We start from the raw sequence: 23,250 nt of genomic DNA, 5'->3' as shown, positions 1-23,250 counted from the left end.
TGCGCGGCGCGGCGGTTTCCCTCCCTGCGGCGACAAGGTAAGCTAGCCACATGGCCTCTCCACGCCATACGCAGGCAATCAGCGTGGCGGGAATAAGTGGCAACTATTTGATAAGCTATGAATAAATGACAAAGGAAGCGCAGATGACCCCGTCACTCACCTGGCATGACGTAATCGGTGCCGAAAAAGAGCAACCCTATTTCCGCGACACCCTGGCCTTTGTCGCCGCCGAGCGGCAAAATGGTAAGACCATTTATCCACCGCAGCAGGATGTATTTAACGCCTTCCGCTTCACCGAGTTTAACGACGTCAAGGTGGTGATCCTCGGGCAAGACCCCTACCACGGTCCGAATCAGGCGCATGGCCTGTCGTTTTCGGTCCGTCCCGGTGTCGCGACGCCGCCCTCGCTGCAAAACATGTATAAAGAGCTCCAGAACGACATCCCCGGCTTCACCATCCCACCTCACGGCTATCTGAAGAGCTGGGCCGATCAGGGGGTGTTGCTGCTCAACACCGTATTGACCGTCGAACGCGGCCAGGCTCACTCCCATGCCCATCTCGGCTGGGAGCAGTTTACCGACCGTGTCGTGGCGGCGCTGAATAGCCAACGTGAGGGTATCGTCTTCCTGCTCTGGGGCGCGCATGCCCAGAAGAAGGGGCGCATCATCGATAGCCAGCGTCACCATGTCCTGAAGGCACCGCACCCCTCCCCGTTGTCGGCGCATCGCGGCTTCCTCGGCTGCGGCCACTTCTCGGCCACCAACCGCCTGCTCCAAGAACAGGGCCTGGCACCCATCGATTGGCAACCCCAACTGCCGCAAGCGGACGATGTACCGGCATAAAAAAACCAGCCCGAGGGCTGGTTAAGCGCGATACCTGTCCCCGATAGCGGCGGGACAGGCTGAATCGGGGGCGGGATTAGCCCTTGGAGACGGCCACCATCGCCGGGCGGATCAGGCGACCGTTCAGGGTATAGCCCTTCTGCATCACCATCATCACCTGATTCGGCGCATGCTCCTCGGACGGCAGCATGGTCATCGCCTGGTGAACGTCTGGGTTAAACGGGACATTCACCTCGGCCACCTGTTCAACGCCGAACTTACGTACCACGTCCAGCAGGGACTTCAGGGTCAGCTCCACGCCTTCGATCATCGATACCAGCTCGCTATTGGACTTGTCGGCCACTTCCAGCGCGCGCTCCAGGTTATCGATCACCGGCAGCAGTTCACTGGAGAATTTCTCCAGGGCGAACTTGTGCGCCTTCTCCACGTCCTGCTCGGCACGACGACGGACGTTGTCCATCTCGGCACGGGCACGCAGCATGATGTCGCGCTCCTTGTCCCCCATGGCCTTCAACTGAGCTTCCAGCTCGGCGATGCGGGCATCACGCGCATCCGGCTCTGCCCCGGAAGCCTGAGTCTCAGCCTGAAGCTCTGCGTTTTCAACCTGTTCTGCGTTGGCCGGCTCTTGCGTCATGTTTTGTTGTTCACTGCTCATGGAATTCTCCGCGGTTTTTGGCATTTATCTCGCTACTTGGCTTATTATGGGGATGAAAGTTGGCGATTCAAGAGAGCCAGGCATAATGGGCGTCATTCTGTCGTCCGTACCAGGAAAACCGGAACATGAACAAACGCTTTGAATCCATCGGGCTGGTCGGGCACCCGCGCCATCCCGCCGCGCTGGCCACCCATGAGATGCTGTTTCACTGGCTGGTGGGTAAAGGCTACTCGGTGATCGTGGAGCAGCAGATCGCCCGCGATTTGAAGCTACAGAACGCACAGACCGGCACCCTGGCCGACATCGGCCAACGGGCCGATCTGGCGGTGGTGGTCGGCGGCGACGGCAACATGCTGGGGGCGGCTCGCATCCTGGCGCGTTACGACATCAACGTCATCGGCGTCAACCGTGGCAACCTGGGCTTTCTGACCGATCTCGATCCCGACAACGCCAAGCAACAGCTCTCCTGCGTGCTGGAGGGGGAGTACAACCACGAGCGCCGCTTCCTCCTGGAGGCCCAGGTGTGCCGCGAACAGCAGATGCATCGGCGCAGCACCGCCATCAACGAGGTGGTCTTACACCCCGGCAAGGTGGCGCATATGATCGAGTTCGAGGTGTATATCAATGACACCTTCGCTTTCTCGCAACGCTCCGATGGGCTCATCATCTCCACCCCCACCGGCTCTACCGCCTACTCACTCTCTGCCGGCGGGCCGATTCTGGCACCGACCCTGGATGCCATCGCCCTGGTGCCGATGTTCCCTCACACCCTCTCGGCGCGGCCGCTGGTGATCGACAGCAACAGCAAAATCCACCTGCGCTTCTCCCACTTTAGCAGTGAGCTGGAGATCAGCTGTGACAGCCAGATCGCCCTGCCGATCCAGCACGGCGAGGAGGTGCTCATCCAGCGCAGCCAATATCACCTCAACCTGATTCACCCTAAGAATTACAGCTACTTCAACACGCTGAGTAGCAAACTGGGTTGGTCGAAAAAGCTGTTTTAACCCCGCCGTCGCGTCACACCACGGCGCGGCAGGTAAAAATTTGCGTCGCTCACTTTACTGGATAAAAAACCAGTTTATACTGGCATTAAATACAGTAGTGTGATTCCGTACAGGGGAATAGCCATGCTGACGCAGCTCACCATATCCAACTTTGCCATCGTGCGGGAACTGGAGATCGACTTCCAGCGCGGGATGACCGCCATTACCGGGGAAACCGGCGCCGGTAAATCCATCGCCATCGACGCCCTCACCCTCTGCCTCGGGGGGCGCAGCGAGGCCGCCATGGTGCGGATGAATATGCCTCGGGCCGACATCTGTGCCCGCTTCTCGCTGGCGGACACCCCCTCGGCGCGCGCCTGGCTAGAGGAAAACCAACTGGACGACAGCAACGAGTGCCTGTTGCGTCGGGTGATCAGCGCCGATGGCCGCTCACGTGGCTTTATCAATGGCACCGCGGTGCCACTCTCCCAGCTGCGCGATCTCGGCCAGCTGTTGATCCAGATCCACGGCCAACATGCCCATCAGCTGCTGCTAAAACCGGAACATCAGCGTCACCTGCTGGATGCCTACGGTCAGCAACAGACGCTGCTGCAGGAGATGCGCGCGGCCTATCGCCAGTGGCACCACAGCGTGCGCCTGCTGGCCGACCACCGGCGTCAAGTCAGCGAGCGCGAGGCGCGCCGCGAACTGTTGCAGTACCAGCTGAAAGAACTGAACGAGTTCGCCCCGCAACCCGGCGAGTTCGAGCAGATCGATGAGGAGTACAAGCGCCAGGCCAACAGCGGCCAGCTACTGAGCCTGAGCCAGCAGATCCTGGCGGCGCTCGCCGACGGCGAGGATGGCAATGCCCTCAGCCTGTTGCACGGCGCGCGCCACAGCCTGAACGAACTCGTCAGCTACGATGCACGTTTCGCCCCGCTGCTGGAGATGCTGGAGGAGGCCGCCATTCAGATCGATGAGGCTAGCAACGAACTGCGCCACTATGGCGACAGCATCGAGATGGATCCCGCCCGCCTGCAACAGCTGGAGCAACGTCTGTCGCGCCAGATCACCCTGGCGCGCAAGCATCAGGTGGCGCCGGAAACCCTGCCGCATCTGTATCAACAGTTGCTGGATGAGCAGCAGGCGCTGGATCGCCAACAGGATGACGAGGCACTGCTGGAGGAGAATGTACGCCACTATCATCAGCAGGCCCTCAGCCTGGCGCAATCCCTGCACCAGCAGCGTAGCGCCTATGCGCAAGAGCTGTGCAGCCAGATCAGCGCCCGTATGCAGGAGCTGTCGATGCCCCATGGCCGCTTCGCCATCGATGTCACCTTTACCCCGGATGCGCTGAGTGCCGAGGGGGCCGATCGCATCGAGTTTCGCGTCACCACCAACCCCGGCCAGCCGCTACAACCGCTGGGTAAGGTCGCCTCCGGCGGCGAACTGTCTCGCATCGCACTGGCCATCCAGGTGATCACCGCGCAGAAGATGGATACCCCGGCGCTGATCTTCGATGAAGTCGACGTGGGGATCAGCGGCCCGACCGCCGCCATCGTCGGGCGTCTGCTACGCCAACTCGGTGAGTCGACCCAGGTGATGTGCGTCACCCACCTGCCCCAAGTGGCAGGCTGCGGCCACCAACACTACTTCGTCAGCAAGGAGACCGACGGTGCAGAGACGGAGACGCGCATGCAGCCGTTGAACAAGAAGGCGCGGCTGCAAGAGCTGGCGCGTCTGTTGGGCGGCAGCGCCGTCACCCGTAACACGCTGGCCAACGCACGCGAACTGCTGGCGGCCTAAGCGGTAGTGCTTGGCTCCCCCGGCCGGCGGCGCGTGGCTCTCGCCTGCCGGGAGGGCCGAGAATCAGGGAACCATCCCGCCGCGCCGTTGCCTATACTCCCGTCGGCGTGGTAATCTCGACGCCCAGAGAATCCTGCAGCGAGATGCAGGGTTGCGCCGCAGCTACCCTGGCTTCGTGTCCAAAAGGAATGAATGAACTATGCGTTGTAAAATGCTGACTGCCGCCGCCGTGGTTCTGGTGATGCTGACCGCCGGTTGTTCCACCGTGGAAAAAGTGGTGTATCGCCCCGATATCAATCAGGGCAACTATCTGACGGCAGCCGAAGTTGCCAAAATCCACCGTGGCATGACGCAGCAGCAGGTCGCCTATACCCTGGGTACGCCGCTGTTGCAGGATCCCTTCGGCAGCAGCACCTGGTATTACGTCTTCCGCCAAGAGCCAAGCCATGAGGGCATCAGCCAGCAGACGTTAACCCTGACCTTCAACGGTAACGGTATCCTGACCGGCATCGACAACAGCAAGAAACTGCCGGATGCGGACAACGACAACGACTGATCGTTAGCCGTCTAAAAAAATAATGAGAAAGGCGCCGATGGCGCCTTTTTTATACCGCTGAGGAGGGCCGTGTTACTTCTTGCTGGCGCGCTCGGCTCGCTGGCGGCGCAATTCGCGCGGATCGGCGATCAACGGGCGGTAAATCTCCACCCGATCGCCGTCATGCAACGGATCATTGAGCTTCACCGGGCGGCTAAAGATCCCCACCTTATTCTTGCTCAGATCGATCTCGCTACGCAGATTCAGCAACCCAGAACGCTCGATGGCCTGCTCGACGTTACTGCCCTGCGGTAACGTCAAACGCTGTAGATACTGTTTTTCCGGCAGTGCGTACACCACCTCGATATTCATCTCAGACACGGTAAACCTCTTTGGCCCGCAGGGTAAACGCCTGCACCATACTGCCAGCCAACTCCTTAAACACCTTGCCGAAGGCCAGTTCGACCAGCTTGTTGGTAAACTCAAACTCCAAATGCAACTCGACCTTACAGGCCTCCTCGCTCAACGGGGTAAAACGCCAGTCCCCCATCAGGCGGCGGAAGGGCCCCTCGACCAGGCGCATCTGGATATTACGACTGTCGTCCAGGGTATTACAGGTGGTGAAGGTCTTGCTGATGCCCGCCTTACAGACATCCACCGAGGCGGTCATACGCTTCGGCGTGCTCTCCAGAATGCGGCTACCGACGCAGCCCGGCAAAAAGTCCGGGTAGGCGGTAACATCATTGACCAACTGATACATCTGCTGGGCGCTGAACGGTACCAGCGCGGAACGGCTAATCTGGGGCATATCGATTCCTGGACGACGTAAACCTAGGCATAATACCATTTATTGCTAGACAGAGAGAATTGGCTTACGCACACTGGATGCCGACCATAAATCTGCGGCCCGCCGCGGCGAAGGGTATTCAGGCGCCGGTCGTAACAGTATAATGACGCTACTATGACAAAGAAAAAAGCACATAAACCGGGTTCGGCAACCATTGCCATGAACAAGCGCGCGCGCCACGAATACTTCATCGAGGATGAGTTCGAGGCCGGGCTGTCGCTGCAAGGCTGGGAGGTCAAATCCCTGCGGGCCGGTAAGGCCAACATCAGCGAAAGTTATATCTTGCTGCAAAACGGCGAGGCATTTCTGTTCGGCGCCACCTTTTCCCCGCTGAACGTCGCCTCCAGCCATGTGGTATGCGATCCGACGCGTACTCGTAAGCTGCTGCTCAAGGAGCGCGAGCTGGCGAGTCTGTTCGGTAGCGCCAACCGCGACGGTTACACCATCGTTCCCCTGTCGTTGTACTGGAAGAACGCCTGGGCCAAGCTGAAGATCGGTGTGGCTAAGGGTAAGAAAGAGCACGATAAACGCGATGACATCAAAGATCGCGAGTGGAAGCAGGACAAAGCGAGAATTATGAAACACGCCAACCGCTAAGGCTGGCACAACGGCGGTAAACTCTGGTATACTGCCGTCTACACACTTGGGCCTGATTCTGGATTCGACGGGATTTGCGAAACTCAAGGTGCATGCCGAGGGGCGGTTTGCCTCGTAAAAAGCCGCAAAAAAATAGTCGCAAACGACGAAAACTACGCACTCGCAGCTTAATAACCTGCGCAGAGCCCTCTCTCCCTAGCCTCCGCTCTTAGGACGGGGATCAAGAGAGGTCAAACCCAAAAGAGATCGCGTGGAGCTCCTGCCTGGGGGTGAAGCGTTAAAACTAATCAGGCTAGTTTGTTAGTGGCGTGTCTGTCCGCAGCTGGCAAGCGAATGTAAAGACCAGACTAAGCATGTAGTACCGACAGTGTAGTAATTTCGGACGCGGGTTCAACTCCCGCCAGGTCCACCAAATTTGGAAAGTGAAAAGCCCGCCCGGCGCAAGTCTGGCGGGCTTTTTTGTATCTATCGTTTGTCATCGCCCGAGGCGATCCGGCTGAATTCGATGATTATTGGTATATGTTTAGGTATACGCGATACTGTAGCCGATTAAGCGTATATCCATTATGGCCAGGCACCGGCAGGCATGGTATGCGTCACACGCCCCTCTCACGAACCCAATCTCGTCGGCAAACCAGCCAACAACCTCTACTACCCTTAGCCGAGTCATTGGTGGAATGGCTCCCTTGCCTGATGCCTTATCTCAAGCAGCGCTTAATTCATCGCTAGAAAAGAGTAAAAATGAATAATAAAAACGTGCTGGTGGTGAACCTATGCCAGACCGACCCAACGAGCCGCCTCGTTATTGATTGCGCGCTCTTCTTTGGCGCTTGATAGCGACAAAGCCTCATTTATTGATACCAGGGTCGGGGTATATCAAGACACGGTAAGGGTCGTTATCAAGGGCTGCACCTTAGTACCATCCACTCCCGATGTAGTAGGACAATATTGGGATGAAGGGTGTAAGGGCGTTAGTATGCGCTGGGAGGCGAGGCATATCACGAGAGACAGGTATTCACCGTGAAAGCAGCATGCCCCCAGATCTTGCAAACGCTAGCAAGCATGCAGGGTATCCGTTACCTCACTCAGGAGCAGTTCGAACGTATACCGGAAGGCATTACGTTGAAGTAAAAACGGGTGTCAGCTCTTGTGATGAATTGCCTCATGTGATGCAACCACACCGTTTTGACGCCACCCTACCTAGCGTTTCATGCGGCTAATTGACCACCCACTTTTTCAAAATTGGCAATCAACAACAGACCCCATTAACCCACCGTCAAAAGCCTGCAACTGCATCAGGATCGGCAAGCGGCTTTACCCGTTCAGCCTAGCATTACCCTGCGCGCTTTACGTTTAGCATGCCTCCGGCAGACTCATTCTGCCATCAATGGCCATCTCTCGACGTAAAGCGCGACATGGCACGCTCCCGCTGCTCACTGACGATTACCGATTCGCCGCATTAGCGCTAACTTTACTCAATGCAAAATAGACAAACGCGCCTAAGAATAGGCCAAAAACATACGATGAATCATACAGCCAAGCCAGAGCGTCTATATTTTTTGATAGCATTATCCCGCCCCAAACGCTCAGCAAGGCAATGACCGCATTTTTATTGACACCCTGATACCTGCCACTATCCACTTTGTAGAGATCCACCATGTCGATTTTGGTCTTATTCTCGATCCAGTAGGAGACCAGATATATCCCGGTAATCGGCCCCAGCAGCGCACCCAACATACCAAGAACCACAAAAATAAGATTGTCGGGATCCGCCAACACCTTCCAAGGCATGCCAAAAACGGAAAGTAAGGCAACCAGCACCACTGCATACCAATATTTAAAAGCTTTTACCTTGTTTGATATTAAGGTGTTGAACACATTAGCTGGCGGTATTAAGTTTGCCGGTACGTTTGTCGTCAGTGTAGCCAGTAGAATAAATGCTGAAGTGATAATAACCAAGGATGGGCTTTCAAATCTTGATATTAAAACGACAGGATCCCAGATTATTTCGTTAAAGGTAATGGATGACCCGGCAGTCATGGCTACACCGACAAACACGATATAGGCGGTAGCTAACGGCGCAAAAATTATTTGCCCTAAAAACTGAGAACGTTGATTTTTAGCATTCTTGGTAAAATCTGACATATTAAGGGCAATGGTACTATCAAATGCAATAAATGATGATAAGGCAGGGAAAAATATTATCCAAAAATTTTCTAGATCCTCCTTCCCGGAGACGGCCGGTTGAGATAAAAGCTCGCTCACACTCCAACCTGACACCGATAGCGCCCACAGAATAACCAGTAAAGAAAGGAAAATCAAAATGACCGCTGATTTATCTGCCAACCATTTAACCCCAGCGTTTTCATTAAACGCCACGATAATATTGAGCAGTACAAACAAAAAGAAAGACAGAAACGCTGAAACAAAGCCTAGCGAGGAATACGCTGGGAAAAAGATAGAGATAATATTAGTAATGGCTTGACCGCCAATCCACGCCGTCACCCCAAACCAAAAACAACCCAAGATAGCCCTAACCAAGGTCGGTATGATACTTCCTTTTATGCCAAATACGGCCCGAGATAACAGGGGGAAATTAATGCCATATTTGGCGCCAGGATGCCCCAGCAAAACAGCGGGGAGCATCACTATCGTATGCCCCAACACGACGGTGAAAAGTGCCTGCGACCATGACATACCAACCTGTATAATACCGGTACCTAACATCAAGGCAGGAATCGACACCATAATGCCAATCCACAGCGAGGCGAAACTCCCGATACCCCATGTTCGCTTTACCACGGGTTTGGTGTATTCATTGTAAATATTCTTACATCCTGATAAGGCTGAAGGAATGCTTCCCATTATTCCGCTCCTCACTATTATTTATAAATAAATTAAAGAGTGTCCTATGCATGGAAAGTTTTTACATCCAATTATCATGCCAGATGTTATTTATTTGGATGATAATATTAACAGATGGTTAATACCTGTGATGGTTATCCCAAATAAAAATAAATGCTGACGGGAAAAACTCAGCATAAGATAACTATCTCTAATCATTGAGCCTGACCCGACGCAATATATTCTCATAATGAGAGTTTCTATCATCCGCGATGATAAAATCAAAAGATATTGAGAATAGTGTCCCCGACAGGAGGACTAACGTTAAAAATGCCACGCAAGCCGGTTGTTCCACTGGGACGGCGCCCCACACGTATGCCTCCCGAAGCCCCGATAACGCTCATCGCGATTCGACGCTGCCGTGCTAACGTGCTAGCGTTTAACGACGGTGCCGCTGGTGCCGGGTAAGCCTGGCCTAACGGGGCACGCCACTATGCACCACCGTGGGCCGAGCAACACGTTGTCTTCTTTTCACGAGATCATCCGATGAGCGTTATTTACGTTGTAGTCCTTACCTATATCAAACCCCTATCCGAGATCGATGCGCACCTGGCGGCGCATATTGACTGGTTAAATCAAGGCTATGAGCAGGGAGTATTCCTGAGCTCCGGGCGACGTATTCCGCGCAATGGCGGCGTGATCCTGGCGCGTAGCGAGTCGCTAGAGGCCTTACAGGCCCGGTTACAGCGCGATCCGTTCCAGCAGCACGGATTGGCCCGTTGTGACATCATCCCCTTCGAGGCCAGCCGTTGTGCCGCGACGATCCAGGGACTGATCGACTAATCTCTCCCACCGCCCTGGCGCGTCCGCGATCCGCGCCTAGCGCGCAAGACGCACACGATGGAACAGAGCTCGCCACCTACCCGTCCCTCCTCACCCCCACGGCTGTCAGTGCGTGGCATGGCGGCCAAGCAGCGAGCTCATACGTCAGATCCATCCAAGTTACAGGCAGCGCTCCAACGCGCCCTGACATGGGACGAGCAACGGCTCAACGCACAGCAACAACGCCTGGCGGCGGTGATCCTCGATGAGATCGTGACGCTTCCTGCCACACCTCTGGCCCTGGCCTACCCTAGCGCTCCCCGCCTGCAACGCATCGCCTACGCCCTGACACAGACACCGGCAGATCCCCGCAGCGCTGAGGCGTGGGCCCATGTGGTCAGCCTCTCCCGCCGCACGCTCAGCCGCCGCTTCGTGCAGGAGACCGGGATGCACGTTACCGCCTGGCGGCAGCGACGGCGCCTATTACACGCCTTGCCGCTGTTAGCCCAGAGCGACGCGGTCAGCGCCGTCGCGCTCCAACTCGGCTACGCCAATATCAGCGCCTTTATCACCCGTTTCCGCCAGCAGTTTGGCCTCACCCCTAGGCAATATCGGCAACAGGGTTAAGGGGACGCCCCCCCATGCCCCCCGTCACTAATAGAATGGCAGTCGTGTTTACCAAGATGAACATGGTGTAATACACGCGCTGCCCGGCCAAGGCGGCGCTAACCTCATTCTTAACCCTTTGCTCGCGATAATTATCACCCGGGGTATTACCTCGCCAAACTAACGTTAAAAATAATATCTAACTTTATCTGAGAAATGATGAGGTTAAATTGTGGCGCGTGAATTCCATCACAATTAACTAATATAGCAATAGACAAATAAATTGGCTGTGTGCATTTTATACTTACAAAAGTCACTAAGGATGTTTGCATATCATGAAAAAGCTATGTGAAACATACATTCCTAGCAAGTGGTTTAATCTCGACACCATCCTGGTCGAATTCTTTTCTTAATATCTCATCCGCGACACTTACACCTTTGACAAACTCGCATAGGATAACGCATTGCGGGATTTGCTCTATAGACATGCGCTCTACGATATAACTATTTCGTTATATTCACGCGCATTCACCCGATATTTTATTTATCTATAGCGTTCTTTACCGCCGGTAAAGAACCCCCTACCTGTATAGCTAAAAGGGTAAGCACCATGGATAACTTTAAACATTTACCAGAACCATTCCGTATTCGTGTTATTGAGCCAGTGAAAAGAACCACGCGTGAACATCGCGAGCTGGCGATCGTCAAATCGGGGATGAACCCTTTCCTGCTGGATAGCGAAGACGTATTTATCGATCTGCTCACCGACAGCGGCACCGGCGCCGTCACGCAGAGTATGCAGGCCGCCATGATGCGTGGCGACGAGGCCTATAGCGGTAGCCGTAGCTACTACGCGCTGGCCGATGCCGTTAACCAGATCTTTGGCTATCAATACACCATTCCAACCCACCAGGGACGCGGTGCCGAACAGATTTATATCCCGGTATTGATCAGGAAGCGTGAACAAGAGAAGGGGTTGGATAGAAACAAGATGGTAGCCTTCTCCAACTACTTCTTCGACACCACCCAGGGTCATAGCCAGATCAACGGCTGTACCATCCGTAACGTCTACATCGAAGAGGCCTTCGATACCGCCGCACGCCATGATTTTAAAGGCAACTTCGACATTGACAAGCTGGAGCAAGGTATCCGTGAGGTCGGAGCCAACAATGTGCCCTATATCGTGGCGACCATTACCTGTAACTCGGCGGGGGGCCAGCCGGTCTCCATCGCCAACTTGAAGGCGATGTATGCCGTCGCCCAGAAGTACGACATCCCGGTGGTGATGGACTCGGCCCGTTTTGCCGAAAACGCCTACTTCATCCAGCAACGCGAGGCGGAATATCGCGATTGGAGCATTGAGGCGATCACTCGCGAAACCTACAAGTTTGCCGATATGCTGGCCATGTCGGCGAAGAAAGATGCCATGGTGCCGATGGGCGGTCTGTTGTGCTTTAAGGATGAGCACTTCTTCGACGTCTACACCGAATGCCGCACGCTGTGCGTGGTGCAAGAGGGCTTCCCGACCTATGGCGGCCTGGAAGGTGGAGCCATGGAGCGTCTAGCCGTCGGGTTGCACGATGGCATGAACCAGGACTGGCTGGCCTACCGCATCGCCCAGGTGCAATACCTGGTCGATGGGCTGGAGGCGATCGGCATCACCTGCCAGCAGGCCGGGGGACATGCCGCCTTCGTCGATGCCGGTAAGCTGTTGCCGCATATCCCCGCCGAGCAATTCCCCGCCCAGGCATTGGCCTGCGAACTGTATAAAGTGGCCGGAATCCGCGCCGTCGAAATCGGCTCCTTCTTACTCGGCCGCGATCCGAAGACCGGTAAACAACTACCCTGCCCAGCCGAATTGCTGCGTCTGACCATTCCTCGCGCGACCTATACCCAGACGCATATGGATTTTATTATCGAGGCATTCCAACAGATCAAACAGAATGCCAAGAATATTAAGGGACTGGAGTTTATTTACGAGCCGAAGGTTCTCCGCCACTTCACCGCCAAATTAAAAGAAGTTTAACCCTAGAAAATAGGAGCCTGCGCCTCGCCGCGGGCTCCTCTCCGCCACAAGAAGTCATCACGCTCTGAATAAGAGGAGAGTCTTATGGAGCCGGAGTTTAAAAATAAACACTCTGCGTTTTGGGGCATTATGGTTATCGCCGGTACCGTCATCGGTGGAGGAATGTTTGCGCTGCCCGTCGACCTGGCCGGTAGTTGGTTTTTCTGGGGTGCATTTATTTTAATTATCACCTGGTTTTCCATGCTGCATTCCGGGCTATTATTACTTGAGGCAAACTTAAATTACCCTATCGGCTCCAGCTTTAACACCATCACCAAAGATCTCCTGGGTAACACCTGGAATATCATTAACGGTATTACCGTCGCCTTTGTACTGTATATTCTGACCTACGCCTATATCTCCGCTAACGGCGCGATCCTCAGCGAAACCATCGCCATGCAGTTGGGCCATCAGGTTAATCCTCGCCTAGTCGGCATCGCCACGGCACTGTTCGTCGGCGTGGTATTATGGTTCAGTTCGTTAGCGGCCAGCCGGATCACCTCGCTATTTCTCGGCATCAAGATCCTCGCCTTCGTTATCGTCTTCGGCTCATTTTTCTTCCGCGTCGACTACGCCACCCTGACCGACGCCAGCGCCGGGATGGGCCAGAGCAACCACTACTTCCCCTATATCTTTATGGCGCTGCCGGTCTGCCTCGCCTCGTTCGGTTTCCACGGCAACATTCCCAGCCTGATCATCTGCTATGGCAAGCGCAAGGATAAACTGATCAAGAGCCTGGTCTTCGGATCGCTCCTGGCACTGGTGGTTTACCTGTTCTGGCTGTACTGCACCATGGGTAACATCCCCCGCGAGGCGTTTAAGGGCATCATCGCCTCGGGCGGCAACGTCGACTCGCTAGTGAAATCCTTTATCGGTACGACGCCGGGCCGGGTGATCGAATTCTTCCTGTTGGTGTTCTCTAACCTCGCCGTCGCCAGCTCCTTCTTTGGCGTCACCCTGGGGCTGTTTGACTACCTGGCCGACCTGTTTAACATCGATAACTCGCCTATCGGCCGCTTCAAGACGGTGCTGTTGACCTTCATCCCGCCAGCGTTGCTCTATCTGCTGTTCCCCAACGGCTTCATCTATGGGATCGGCGGCGCCGGACTATGCGCCACCATCTGGGCGGTCATCGTCCCGGCGATCCTCGGGCTGAAATCACGTCAGAAGTTCCCCCAGCAGCGCTTTACCGTCTGGGGCGGCAAGATCATCCCGATCTGGGTGATGGTGTTTGGCTTGTTGGTCATCGCCTGCTGGTTCGGTAAGGCATTCAACCTGTTGCCGATATTCAGTTAACACCAGGTCAGTCGACGAGAGGCGAATACCGGGCTAGCCAAGCCCGATTGCAGAGCGGCGCATGGAGGCGCCCTCGCGCCAGCCCACCTTACAGCGTCTTCAATTCACGATGTTTCAATCGGTTACGGCCACTATTCTTCGCCTGATACAGCATCTCATCGGCATGGTGTACCAAGGCATCGAAGTCGTTGGGGGTCACACTCTGCCGTGGCAGCAGCACACAGCCGATACTCACGGTGAGATGCCCCTGCAATGCCTTATCGCTGCCGTAATCCAGCGTCTCGCGCAAGCTATCCAAGCGCGCCAACGCACCACAGGCATGCTCGGCACTGCACAAGACGATGAACTCCTCGCCACCGAAGCGGCCGATCAGGCTCTCCGGCTCGCGAAAATGGTGGCGCAACGCGTCGGCAAAATAGACCAAGGCCTCGTCGCCCGCCTGATGGCCATAAGTGTCGTTGTAGTGTTTGAAGTAATCCAGATCGAACAACGCCAGCGCCACCAAGGAGCCCGACTGCGCTAACATCGCCGCGAACTGTTGTATCAGGCTGCGCCGGTTACGGATGCCCGTCAGGTAGTCGATATTCGCCTGGAGGGTCAACGCCTGATTCAGGCGCTCCAACTGTTCGCGCTGTGCCGCCAGCTCACGCAATGCCGTACGCTCGGCTTGAATATCCTGGATCTGCGAGATGTAAAACAGCACCGCCTCCTCGTCGTAGATGGCCGAGACGCTCAGGCGCACCCAGAGGTAGGTCCCCGCCTTCATCAGGTAGCGCTTCTCCACGGTATAGAAGTCGATGTGCCGCTGCGCCAACGCCTCCAGGTTCTGCAAGTCCAACGCCAAATCGTCCGGGTGCGTGATGCTCTGAAAACAGATACTACGCATCTCCGTCTCGCTGTAACCCAGCATCTTACAGAAGGTACGATTCGCGCGACGGAAATAGCCGCCCGGTGCCACCAGCGCCATACCGATCGCCGCATATTTAAATGCCTTATCGATGACCGTATTGATGCGTTGATTCTCGCGTATCAGTTGCTGGTTCGCTTGGCGTAGTTGCGCCTGATGCAGCAGGTAACCGATGCTACGCGCTAACAGCGCGACATCGGCCAGTTGCGCCTCACTGAACGGCGCCATCGGCGCCTGGGTGGAGAGTAACTCCAGTAGGCCGTAGCGCTCCGCCCCCAGCCACAGCGGTACCCCGATATAACATCCCAACGGCTGCGCCCGATAGGCCGCGGGCAGTTGCTGAACGGCCTCGGCGGGCGGATCGGCATACACCACCAGACGATCCTCATCTATCACCCGTCGACTAAAATCGGCGCTGAGGCTCAATCGACTACCGGGCGGAAAGGCCGCCGACACGGGATAGCAATAGAGGACGCTGGCGATGTTGTTACTGACCCGGCTGATCACCCCTAACTGCATATGCAAATTCGCGAGCCCCATCCGCAGGATAGCGCGGTATACCTCGTCATCGTCCGCGGGAGATGCGGTCGACACGGGCGGGATGGCATGGGTCGGCGACGGATCGGGGTCGTTCACGGCGTCTCTCCTTCTCGGGCTAGGGCATCAAGCGGCGGCAACGCAAGCAGCCTGACGTTATTACTATAGAACAGTGGAGGCGGGATGCAGGGTGCGGGGTGGGAGAAATAAAAAACCCCGGCCGACGGGCCGGGGAAAGCGATACAACGATTACAGAGTCATTACATCTTTAGAGAAACAGGGCCCATACGCTACACACGACGAACAGCAATACGGCCAGTAACGGTGCAACAGAGACGGCGCGACTATTCATTAACATCACTCTCCATCAAGCCATCGGTTTACATGAGGTGTCATGCTTATTGCTCAGACGCAATCCCGGCAGCCAGTAGTTGTGGGCATAACGCAGGGCGACGTAAGCGATAATCACCGTGGCAATCGCCACCTCGACCGTCGCCATCAGGTGCAGTTGAGCGGCATACTCTTCCGCCCCCGGATACTGCGCGACCAGATGAGACATCTTGTACAGCGCGGTAGCACCGATTGCCATCGGGAAGGTGAAGGCCGCATAACCCGGGCTGAACGGCAACTGCAACAGACGGAAGAAGGAGCAGTAAATCACCACCGTCATCAGTAACGCGATACCCAACAGGATGGCGCAGATCAGCAGAGAGGGTTGCTCTACCACGGTCAGATAACCCGCCAGAGAGAGGCTTGCCGGTGCCGCCATGATGGCGATGGTCGGCTTCGCCGCATCCGGTACTTCGTTACAGAACATGAAGCGGTAGATCATCAGCGGCAGCATGATCAGGTAGCTCACCATCCCGATCACCAGCAGCCACTGGGCAAAACCGACAAACGGCGCGCCCGGACAGCAGACATCGGCGACGATGATACCCACCGGCGGCACGAACCAACTCGGTACCATATGGTGCATACGCGGTTCACGGGCACGATGGAAGAAAAACAGCGCCAGCGCAATCAGGTGTACCGCCACCGCGCCCAGCCACAAGGCCATGCCGACTCGTGGCAGATAATGCCCAACGGCAACGGAGACAACCATCGTCGCCATGGCGAAGGTCGGCACGATACTGCCCACCACCGGATGTTTGATGTCTTGCATCAGCGTGTCTGGGTGAAAAATAAAGCGCACGGTTAATGCCAGCAGGATCGCGCCGGCGATCAGTGCCCCAATGTTCTGCCCGATACCATTCAGCGGCAGCGCATTCTCCAAACACCAACCGATACTCGCGATACCCAGAGCCAGCCCGGCTGCCGGGGTGGGCATGCTACGAACTTTGCGATGAATTAATCTCAACACCTGAACACCTCATATGTTTTTCATTGTTTCTATGGCTCATACTATAGCCACAGGATATTATTTAAAAAATCAATAAATATCTTACCATTGGTTTAGAGAAACTAAACAATGAACATCACCTTCAAACAGCTACGCGTCTTCGTCGCCATCGCGCGCGGCGGCACGCTGACGCAGGCCGCCGCCCAACTGTTCATGACCAAGGGCGCCCTCTCCCAGACCCTGAGTGAACTGGAGAGCCAACTCGGGGTACGGCTGTTCGAGCGTCAGCACGCCCGCCTCCTGTTAAACCACGAGGGGCAGCGCCTACTGCCGGTCGCCGACGAATTATTGACGCGTATGCAGGGCGTGGAGGCCCTGTTCGACAACGGTAACGGCGACACACGCCTGCTGGTCGGCTGCACCAAGACCATCGGCAGCTACCTATTACCCGATCTGCTCTGTGCCTTTCAGCAGCGCTATGGCTGGCTGCCTCTGCCGATCATCGCCAATACCCAAGCCATCGCCGGTATGGTGGCCGGCTTCGAGTTGGATGTCGCACTCCTTGAGGGGCCGGTCACCGATCCCGCCTTGCTCTGCCATCCTTGGATCGAAGATGAGATGGTGGTCGTCGCCAGTCTGGCACACCCACTCGCGGGGAGCGGGCCGCTGACCTTTGAGCAACTCAGTCGGGAACGCTGGTTACTGCGCGAGGCGGGCTCCGCCAGCCGCGCCTTCTTCGATCACCAGCTAGCGCCATGCTTGGATAATCCGCAGGTGGTGTTGTCGCTGGACGCCTTCGACGCCATCCTGGCCTGTGTCAAAAACAATCTGGGCATCACCTTTATCTCACGCCGCATGTTGGAGCAGCCGCTGTACGCTGGTCAATTCTGTACCCTGCCTTGCGAGCAGCGTTTTAGCCGCCACTTCTCGCTCTGTCTGCAACGCAGTAAGTATCTCTCTCCCACCCTCAACCTATGGCTGGATTTTTGTCGTAATTGGCGCACATAACACCGAGCTGTAACGATTACTGGCCGCATCTGTTTGAAACGCTATGTATTATAAATAAACCCCTACTAACGAAGGATGATCTATACTGCTTGGGTACTGAGCACTACTGCTGCTTTGATTATCTAATTCTAAGGAGATCAAGATGAGCACGGTTAAGAAAAGCGACGTCCAAGCACGCCAACGTCTCCCCCTGTCTACCCCGACCGATCTGGGTCATGAGGCAACCAAAGCAATCAGCGCAGCAATGAATGCACTGTTGGCCGACATTTTTGCCCTTTACCTGAAAACCAAGAATTTCCACTGGCACATGAGTGGGGCACATTTCCGTGACTACCACCTGCTGCTAGACGAGCAAAGCGCACAACTGTTTGCCATGACCGATGACCTTGCCGAACGCGTACGTAAAGTGGGCGGCACTACCCTGCACTCCATCGGTGAAATCGCCCGCATCCAACGCATCAAAGATAATGATGCTGAATATGTCGATCCGCTCGATATGCTGGCCGAGCTGTGCGAAGACAACAAACAGATTGCCGCCGAACTGCGTGCCGCCCATGCAGTCTGCGACGAATACCACGATATCTCCAGCGCTAGCCTGATTGAGAACTGGATCGACGAAACTGAACGTCGTGTCTGGTTCCTGTTCGAGGCTTGCCGTCGCTCATAATCGTGACTCACGGCGCCCTAGGGGCGCCGTTTTCTTTCTCTCGCGCCAATCTCCCCACTCATCCCCTTCCTATTCCGTGCTGCCGACGGCGGGATCGCGCCGCCACGCTGGCCGATCGTTCACTTTGCCCGTATGATGTCCCCTCTGTTACTTGCGGAGAGCGGCATGATCTGGTTAATGCTCGCCACGCTGGCATTGGTGTTTATCGCCGGCTTTCGTGTGCTTAATACCCCCACCCGACGGGCGTGCCAACGCTTAACCCAGCGTCTCAACATCGAGCCGGTACATGTCGAGTCCTTACTCAGTCAGATGGGGAAACAGCAAGGTGAGGCCTTTGTGCGTTATCTGCTCAATGGCACGGAATCGCATCTCAATAATGCGGCGATGGTGTTATTGATCTATCAGACTTTCATCGTTAATGGGTCTGATGACAATCTGAATTATTGGCGTTCGCTAATACGTAAGGCCGGGTTAAATGCCGATATCAGCCCACAACAAGTAAGATTGGCTCTCGATTTTCTATGCGAGTTAGAGCCTGATCCCGCAGAGATGCTCGCTTTTCGCCTACGTTACCAGCAGCTTTTTGCCCCAGCGAGCGAAGAAATAGGCGAAAAGGGTGATAATATCTATATCCTTGACCATTTCAGATAACTATAATAAGCACCGTTAACGTTTCTTGTAGTGTATGTCACAAATCTGACATGTGATTTATTGCATATTAGTAGCATAACTTTTTATTCTCACTCTAATTAGTTAACGAAATGGTTCAATCCATGCGCTTCGTCCACCATCCGCCTCAGCAGATCGTCCCTGCGGCATCGTGTGAGTGGGTCGCGCGGGTCCCTTGAACCCCGCCACGTCCAGCGCCATCGACGGGCGGTATAAGCAGGTGTCCACGGCGGAGACCTGTGCCGGATCGGAATCCCGGCGCCATCGAGTAAGGACATTTTTTATAAAAATAAAGAGTTACTGGCCTAACTCGATAATAGTGAAAAAATGTATAGCCCACACCTGCACGCTTCAGTAAGCATCGCCAGTCGCTGCCCGTTGGTTCACTGCGACTGTCCGCCATATCTCCGTTGCGACGATCTCGTCTCTCGACCCACTATAAATAATTCATTAAAAACAATAAATTACTCCATTATAATTTCCTCAGTAAATTTATTACCACACCGGTTAGCGCTTTCTCAGAAACATCGTTTACAAAACTGATAACCGAAGTTACTATAATCAATGAAACTAATGAGGTCATTACTCAATGCCACGTTCTATCACTCAAATCGAAGAAATGCTGAAGCAACGCGCAAAGCGACAGAGCGATTTTCCTTACCAGGAGATCCTGCTGACCCGCCTGTGCATGCATATGCAGAATAAGTTGCTGGAAAACCGCAACAAGATGCTGAAAGAACAAGGAATTAATGAGACGCTGTTTATGGCGTTGATCACGCTGGATGCGCAAGAGGACTATAGTATTCAACCTTCCGAACTCAGCGCGGCATTAGGGTCATCGCGTACCAATGCGACTCGCATTGCCGATGAGTTGGAAAAACGTGGCTGGATTGAGCGGCGCGAAAGCGACAATGATCGTCGTTGCCTCCATCTGCATCTGACGGAAGCGGGGAAGGCATTTTTAGCCGAAATCATCCCGCCACAGCATAAGTGTCTACACTTCTTATGGTCTACGTTAACACAGGAAGAGCAACAACAATTGGAAGTATTGACACGTAAGCTGTTATCGCGCATTGAAGAGATGGAGCAGTCAGGATTGACACAGTAAGCCGGTGAGCCGATAGCACCCCTTATTTATGTAGACGATCGCGCGTCCGCCCCTTTGCCCTGACTCGCTGGTTCCCGAGCGTTACGGTGGCGGGGTTCCTTTGCGCGCGATCCGAATCCTGTCCCGATTGCCGAATTTCTCCGCATCCGACGATATAGCGCACGTATCCGCCAGACGATGGGTATGACGGTCTGTTTCAATGCGCGTCTAAGACTCTTTACCGTTTGACTCCCTCCGCGACTCTTCTCCTGCGCCTATTTCAGGCTGCGGGAATCGCTGGGCGTTGGCCCATGGCGGGAGGAATACATGCAGCATAAAAAAACCAATTAAACTCTATAGAATCAAGAAGAAACTCGGAGATACACCATGAGTGACAATGTGGCGAAACAGGTTCAGCAAGCCCCCGCCCCGAATAAGAAGAGACAGCGTAAAACCTGGATGTTGGCGATGACCTGTGTGTTCATTCTGATCGCCCTCGCCTATCTAGCCTACTGGTTCATCGTGCTACGTCACCACCAGGATACCGACGACGCCTATGTCACCGGCAACCTGGTGCAGATTAACGCCCAAGTCTCCGGCAGCGTAACGCAAGTCAATTTCGAAGGGACCGATCTGGTGAAGGCTGGCGACGTGCTGGTCACCCTGGATAAGACCGATGCCCAACAAGCCTACGAGCGTGCCAAGACGGCCTTAGCCAATAGCGTGCGCCAGACCCACCAGCTGATGGTCAACGCCAAGCAGTACCAGGCCAACATCGTCGTGAATCAGGTCGCCTTGAGTAAGGCCAGCAGCGACTATCAACGCCGTCTGGCGCTGAGCCGTTCCGGTGCCATCGGCCGTGAGGAGTTACAACACGCCCAGGACGCCATGGAGAGCGCCCGCGCCGCGCTGGATGTCGCCATCCAACAATACAACGCCAACCAGGCGCTGATCCTGAATACCCCGCTAGAGAAGCAACCGGCCGTCTTGCAGGCGGCGGCACAGGTACGCGATGCCTGGCTGGCGCTGGAGCGGACCCAGATCCGCAGCCCGGTGACCGGCTATGTCTCACAGCGTAGCGTTCAGGTCGGCGCGCAGATCTCGCCGAATACCCCATTGATGGCCGTCGTCCCCGCCAATCAGATGTGGGTAGATGCCAACTTTAAAGAGACGCAACTGGCCAATATGCGCATCGGCCAACCCGCCACCGTCGTCAGCGACATGTACGGCGACAAGGTGGTGTACCAGGGTAAGGTCGTCGGCCTGGATATGGGGACCGGCAGCGCCTTCTCCCTGCTGCCCGCACAGAACGCCACCGGTAACTGGATCAAGGTGGTACAACGTCTGCCGGTGCGTATTGAGCTGAACGCCCAGCAACTGGCTCAGTACCCACTGCGTATCGGCCTCTCCACGCTGGTCACGGTTAACACCGCCGATACGCAGGGTGCGGTGCTGGCCCAACAGGTGCGTAAGACCCCGGCCTATCAGAGCGACGTGCTGACGCTGGATCTGGCGCCGGTGAACCGCGTGATCGCCGAGATCATCCAGGCGAATGCCGCTTAATCCGCGCCGAGGTGCCCGTGCAACAAAAACCGCTTGAAGGAGCCAAGCTTGCCTGGATGACCATCGCCCTATCGATGGCGACCTTCATGCAGGTGCTGGATTCCACCATTGCCAACGTGGCCATCCCGACCATCTCGGGTAACTTGGGGGCCTCCAACTCCCAGGGGACCTGGGTGATCACCTCGTTCGGGGTGGCGAACGCCATCTCGATCCCCATCACCGGCTGGCTGGCGAAGCGTTTCGGCGAGGTCCGGCTATTCCTGTGGTCGACCGGCCTGTTCGCCCTCACCTCTTGGCTGTGCGGGATCTCGCAGAGCCTGGAGATGCTGATCCTGTTCCGTGTGCTGCAAGGCCTGGTGGCCGGTCCGTTGATCCCGCTATCTCAGAGTCTGCTGCTTGGCAACTATCCTCCCGCCAAGCGCAACATGGCCTTGGCCCTCTGGTCGATGACGGTGATCGTCGCCCCGATCTGTGGGCCCATACTCGGCGGCTACATCAGCGACAACTACCACTGGGGCTGGATCTTCTTTATCAACGTACCGCTCGGCATCGGGGTGGTGCTGGTGAGTATGTCGACCCTGAAGGGACGCGAGACCCGCATCGAACAGAAGCCGATCGATACCGTCGGCCTGGTGCTGTTGGCGTTGGGCGTCGGTTGCCTACAGGTGATGCTGGACAAAGGGAAAGAGCTGGACTGGTTCAACTCGCCGGAAATCATCCTGTTGACGGTGGTGGCGGTGGTCGCGCTGGTCTTCCTGCTCATCTGGGAGCTGACGGACGAGCATCCGGTGGTGGATCTGTCGCTATTCAAGATCCGCAACTTTACCATCGGCGTGCTGTGCATCAGCCTGGCCTATATGCTCTACTTCGGCGCGATCGTACTGCTGCCGCAGCTGCTCCAGGAGGTGTATGGCTACACCGCCACCTGGGCCGGGTTGGCCTCGGCGCCGGTCGGCTTCATTCCGGTCTTGCTGTCGCCGATCATCGGCCGCTTCGGCGCGCGTCTCGACATGCGCCGCCTGGTTACCTTTAGCTTTATCATGTATGCCATCTGCTTCTACTGGCGCGCCTACAGCTTCGAACCGGGCATGGACTTCGGTGCCTCGGCCTGGCCGCAGTTTGTGCAGGGCTTCGCCGTGGCCTGTTTCTTTATGCCGCTGACCACCATTAGCCTGTCGGGTCTGCCGCCGGATCGCATCGCCGCCGCCTCCAGCCTGAGCAACTTCTGCCGCACCCTCGCCGGTTCGATCGGGGTCTCGATCACCACCACGCTGTGGACGCGGCGCGAGGCGCTACACCACACGCACCTGGCCGAATCGATTACGCCCTACAACCCCGTCGCCCAGCAGGCCTATGGCGAGATGGAGAAACTGGGGTTGAGCAGTCACCAGGCCTCCGCCCTGATCGCCCAGGACATCACCGCCCAGGGCCTGATCATCTCGGCCAACGAGATCTTCTGGGCCTCGGCTGGCGTCTTCCTGGTGCTGTTGGTGCTGATTTGGTTCGCTAAGCCTCCCTTCTCCAGTGCCGGTGACAGCGGCGGCGCCCACTAATCCCGCGCCACGCCGAAATAGC

At 55.8% G+C, this 23,250-nt stretch carries 21 protein-coding genes and 1 other RNA gene; 16 read left to right on the top strand and 6 right to left on the bottom strand.

Annotation, left to right across the window (positions count from 1 at the left end; all coding sequences use genetic code 11):
* The first annotated feature begins 143 nt into the window (after positions 1-143).
* Complete coding sequence (gene ung, locus DCL27_RS03575) at positions 144-842, top strand: uracil-DNA glycosylase (protein ID WP_005295143.1); 699 nt, start codon at positions 144-146, stop codon at positions 840-842.
* Positions 843-918: 76 nt separating this feature from the next.
* On the opposite strand, the gene grpE is transcribed toward ung, so the two are convergent.
* On the bottom strand, positions 919-1,497 hold the full coding sequence (grpE, locus tag DCL27_RS03570; RefSeq protein ID WP_035594747.1) for a nucleotide exchange factor GrpE: 579 nt from the start codon (positions 1,495-1,497) through the stop codon (positions 919-921).
* A gap of 125 nt (positions 1,498-1,622) precedes the next feature.
* Here grpE and nadK point away from each other — a divergent pair, with 125 nt between their 5' ends.
* From nadK to bamE, 3 genes are all read left to right on the top strand, one after another.
* A complete protein-coding gene (gene nadK, locus DCL27_RS03565; RefSeq protein ID WP_228594474.1) occupies positions 1,623-2,501 on the top strand; it encodes an NAD(+) kinase in 879 nt (292 codons plus the stop codon).
* Between the two features lie 123 nt (positions 2,502-2,624).
* Positions 2,625-4,286: a DNA repair protein RecN gene (gene recN, locus DCL27_RS03560; RefSeq protein WP_035598265.1), complete on the top strand. Its 1,662-nt coding sequence runs from the start codon at positions 2,625-2,627 to the stop codon at positions 4,284-4,286.
* A 199-nt stretch (positions 4,287-4,485) separates the two neighbouring features.
* Positions 4,486-4,842: an outer membrane protein assembly factor BamE gene (bamE, locus tag DCL27_RS03555; protein WP_035598262.1), complete on the top strand. Its 357-nt coding sequence runs from the start codon at positions 4,486-4,488 to the stop codon at positions 4,840-4,842.
* A 72-nt stretch (positions 4,843-4,914) separates the two neighbouring features.
* On the opposite strand, the gene DCL27_RS03550 is transcribed toward bamE, so the two are convergent.
* Positions 4,915-5,193, bottom strand: coding sequence for an RnfH family protein (locus tag DCL27_RS03550; protein WP_005289435.1), 279 nt, complete (start codon positions 5,191-5,193; stop codon positions 4,915-4,917).
* Between the two features lies 1 nt (position 5,194).
* A complete protein-coding gene (locus DCL27_RS03545; protein ID WP_035598259.1) occupies positions 5,195-5,629 on the bottom strand; it encodes a type II toxin-antitoxin system RatA family toxin in 435 nt (144 codons plus the stop codon).
* A gap of 153 nt (positions 5,630-5,782) precedes the next feature.
* Between DCL27_RS03545 and smpB the strand changes: the two genes are divergently transcribed.
* Positions 5,783-6,265 (top strand): SsrA-binding protein SmpB, encoded by a 483-nt coding sequence (smpB, locus tag DCL27_RS03540; RefSeq protein ID WP_005289441.1) that lies wholly within the window; start codon positions 5,783-5,785, stop codon positions 6,263-6,265.
* A 48-nt stretch (positions 6,266-6,313) separates the two neighbouring features.
* Positions 6,314-6,677, top strand: a transfer-messenger RNA (tmRNA) gene (ssrA, locus tag DCL27_RS03535).
* A 1,031-nt stretch (positions 6,678-7,708) separates the two neighbouring features.
* Here ssrA and DCL27_RS03530 read toward each other — a convergent pair.
* Positions 7,709-9,130, bottom strand: a complete 1,422-nt coding sequence (locus DCL27_RS03530; protein ID WP_050979587.1) for an NCS1 family nucleobase:cation symporter-1 — start codon at positions 9,128-9,130, stop codon at positions 7,709-7,711.
* Positions 9,131-9,655: 525 nt separating this feature from the next.
* Here DCL27_RS03530 and DCL27_RS03525 point away from each other — a divergent pair.
* The 4 genes from DCL27_RS03525 to tnaB all read left to right on the top strand — a co-directional run bounded on the left by DCL27_RS03525 (position 9,656) and on the right by tnaB (position 13,898).
* Complete coding sequence (locus tag DCL27_RS03525) at positions 9,656-9,952, top strand: YciI family protein (RefSeq protein WP_005289448.1); 297 nt, start codon at positions 9,656-9,658, stop codon at positions 9,950-9,952.
* Positions 9,953-10,009: 57 nt separating this feature from the next.
* Positions 10,010-10,558 (top strand): helix-turn-helix transcriptional regulator, encoded by a 549-nt coding sequence (locus DCL27_RS03520; protein ID WP_223931153.1) that lies wholly within the window; start codon positions 10,010-10,012, stop codon positions 10,556-10,558.
* A 589-nt stretch (positions 10,559-11,147) separates the two neighbouring features.
* Positions 11,148-12,563, top strand: coding sequence for a tryptophanase (tnaA, locus tag DCL27_RS03515; RefSeq protein WP_005289460.1), 1,416 nt, complete (start codon positions 11,148-11,150; stop codon positions 12,561-12,563).
* Positions 12,564-12,647: 84 nt separating this feature from the next.
* Positions 12,648-13,898, top strand: a complete 1,251-nt coding sequence (gene tnaB / locus DCL27_RS03510; protein WP_035598253.1) for a low affinity tryptophan permease TnaB — start codon at positions 12,648-12,650, stop codon at positions 13,896-13,898.
* An 88-nt stretch (positions 13,899-13,986) separates the two neighbouring features.
* On the opposite strand, the gene DCL27_RS03505 is transcribed toward tnaB, so the two are convergent.
* Both DCL27_RS03505 and DCL27_RS03500 read right to left on the bottom strand, forming a co-directional pair.
* Positions 13,987-15,441, bottom strand: coding sequence for a GGDEF domain-containing protein (locus tag DCL27_RS03505; protein WP_035598250.1), 1,455 nt, complete (start codon positions 15,439-15,441; stop codon positions 13,987-13,989).
* 268 nt (positions 15,442-15,709) lie between these two features.
* Positions 15,710-16,702: a TDT family transporter gene (locus DCL27_RS03500; protein ID WP_005295109.1), complete on the bottom strand. Its 993-nt coding sequence runs from the start codon at positions 16,700-16,702 to the stop codon at positions 15,710-15,712.
* A 108-nt stretch (positions 16,703-16,810) separates the two neighbouring features.
* On the opposite strand from DCL27_RS03500, the gene DCL27_RS03495 reads away from it, so the two are divergent.
* The 6 genes from DCL27_RS03495 to emrB all read left to right on the top strand — a co-directional run bounded on the left by DCL27_RS03495 (position 16,811) and on the right by emrB (position 23,228).
* Positions 16,811-17,689: a LysR substrate-binding domain-containing protein gene (locus DCL27_RS03495; RefSeq protein ID WP_005289469.1), complete on the top strand. Its 879-nt coding sequence runs from the start codon at positions 16,811-16,813 to the stop codon at positions 17,687-17,689.
* A 142-nt stretch (positions 17,690-17,831) separates the two neighbouring features.
* A complete protein-coding gene (locus DCL27_RS03490) occupies positions 17,832-18,356 on the top strand; it encodes a Dps family protein (RefSeq protein WP_005289471.1) in 525 nt (174 codons plus the stop codon).
* A gap of 165 nt (positions 18,357-18,521) precedes the next feature.
* On the top strand, positions 18,522-19,007 hold the full coding sequence (locus DCL27_RS03485; RefSeq protein WP_005295105.1) for a DUF1198 family protein: 486 nt from the start codon (positions 18,522-18,524) through the stop codon (positions 19,005-19,007).
* A 607-nt stretch (positions 19,008-19,614) separates the two neighbouring features.
* Positions 19,615-20,133, top strand: a complete 519-nt coding sequence (mprA, locus tag DCL27_RS03480; RefSeq protein WP_005289478.1) for a transcriptional repressor MprA — start codon at positions 19,615-19,617, stop codon at positions 20,131-20,133.
* Positions 20,134-20,499: 366 nt separating this feature from the next.
* Entirely contained in the window at positions 20,500-21,675 is a 1,176-nt protein-coding gene (emrA, locus tag DCL27_RS03475) for a multidrug efflux MFS transporter periplasmic adaptor subunit EmrA (protein ID WP_005289480.1), read from the top strand.
* 17 nt (positions 21,676-21,692) lie between these two features.
* Positions 21,693-23,228 (top strand): multidrug efflux MFS transporter permease subunit EmrB, encoded by a 1,536-nt coding sequence (gene emrB, locus DCL27_RS03470; protein ID WP_005289483.1) that lies wholly within the window; start codon positions 21,693-21,695, stop codon positions 23,226-23,228.
* The last annotated feature ends 22 nt before the right edge of the window (positions 23,229-23,250 follow it).

The organism is Edwardsiella tarda ATCC 15947 = NBRC 105688, assembly GCF_003113495.2.
In the GTDB taxonomy this organism is placed as follows: domain Bacteria; phylum Pseudomonadota; class Gammaproteobacteria; order Enterobacterales; family Enterobacteriaceae; genus Edwardsiella; species Edwardsiella tarda.
The sequence above is the reverse complement of the archived record's forward strand: the minus strand, read 5'-3'. Positions and strand labels throughout refer to the sequence as shown.

Coding starts and splice junctions, on each gene's coding strand:
- ung (WP_005295143.1), top strand. CDS start 144: ATGACCCCGTCACTCACCTGGCATGACGTAATCGGTGCCGAAAAAGAG.
- grpE (WP_035594747.1), bottom strand. CDS start 1,497: ATGAGCAGTGAACAACAAAACATGACGCAAGAGCCGGCCAACGCAGAA.
- nadK (WP_228594474.1), top strand. CDS start 1,623: ATGAACAAACGCTTTGAATCCATCGGGCTGGTCGGGCACCCGCGCCAT.
- recN (WP_035598265.1), top strand. CDS start 2,625: ATGCTGACGCAGCTCACCATATCCAACTTTGCCATCGTGCGGGAACTG.
- bamE (WP_035598262.1), top strand. CDS start 4,486: ATGCGTTGTAAAATGCTGACTGCCGCCGCCGTGGTTCTGGTGATGCTG.
- DCL27_RS03550 (WP_005289435.1), bottom strand. CDS start 5,193: ATGAATATCGAGGTGGTGTACGCACTGCCGGAAAAACAGTATCTACAG.
- DCL27_RS03545 (WP_035598259.1), bottom strand. CDS start 5,629: ATGCCCCAGATTAGCCGTTCCGCGCTGGTACCGTTCAGCGCCCAGCAG.
- smpB (WP_005289441.1), top strand. CDS start 5,783: ATGACAAAGAAAAAAGCACATAAACCGGGTTCGGCAACCATTGCCATG.
- DCL27_RS03530 (WP_050979587.1), bottom strand. CDS start 9,130: ATGGGAAGCATTCCTTCAGCCTTATCAGGATGTAAGAATATTTACAAT.
- DCL27_RS03525 (WP_005289448.1), top strand. CDS start 9,656: ATGAGCGTTATTTACGTTGTAGTCCTTACCTATATCAAACCCCTATCC.
- DCL27_RS03520 (WP_223931153.1), top strand. CDS start 10,010: ATGGAACAGAGCTCGCCACCTACCCGTCCCTCCTCACCCCCACGGCTG.
- tnaA (WP_005289460.1), top strand. CDS start 11,148: ATGGATAACTTTAAACATTTACCAGAACCATTCCGTATTCGTGTTATT.
- tnaB (WP_035598253.1), top strand. CDS start 12,648: ATGGAGCCGGAGTTTAAAAATAAACACTCTGCGTTTTGGGGCATTATG.
- DCL27_RS03495 (WP_005289469.1), top strand. CDS start 16,811: ATGAACATCACCTTCAAACAGCTACGCGTCTTCGTCGCCATCGCGCGC.
- DCL27_RS03490 (WP_005289471.1), top strand. CDS start 17,832: ATGAGCACGGTTAAGAAAAGCGACGTCCAAGCACGCCAACGTCTCCCC.
- DCL27_RS03485 (WP_005295105.1), top strand. CDS start 18,522: ATGATCTGGTTAATGCTCGCCACGCTGGCATTGGTGTTTATCGCCGGC.
- mprA (WP_005289478.1), top strand. CDS start 19,615: ATGCCACGTTCTATCACTCAAATCGAAGAAATGCTGAAGCAACGCGCA.
- emrA (WP_005289480.1), top strand. CDS start 20,500: ATGAGTGACAATGTGGCGAAACAGGTTCAGCAAGCCCCCGCCCCGAAT.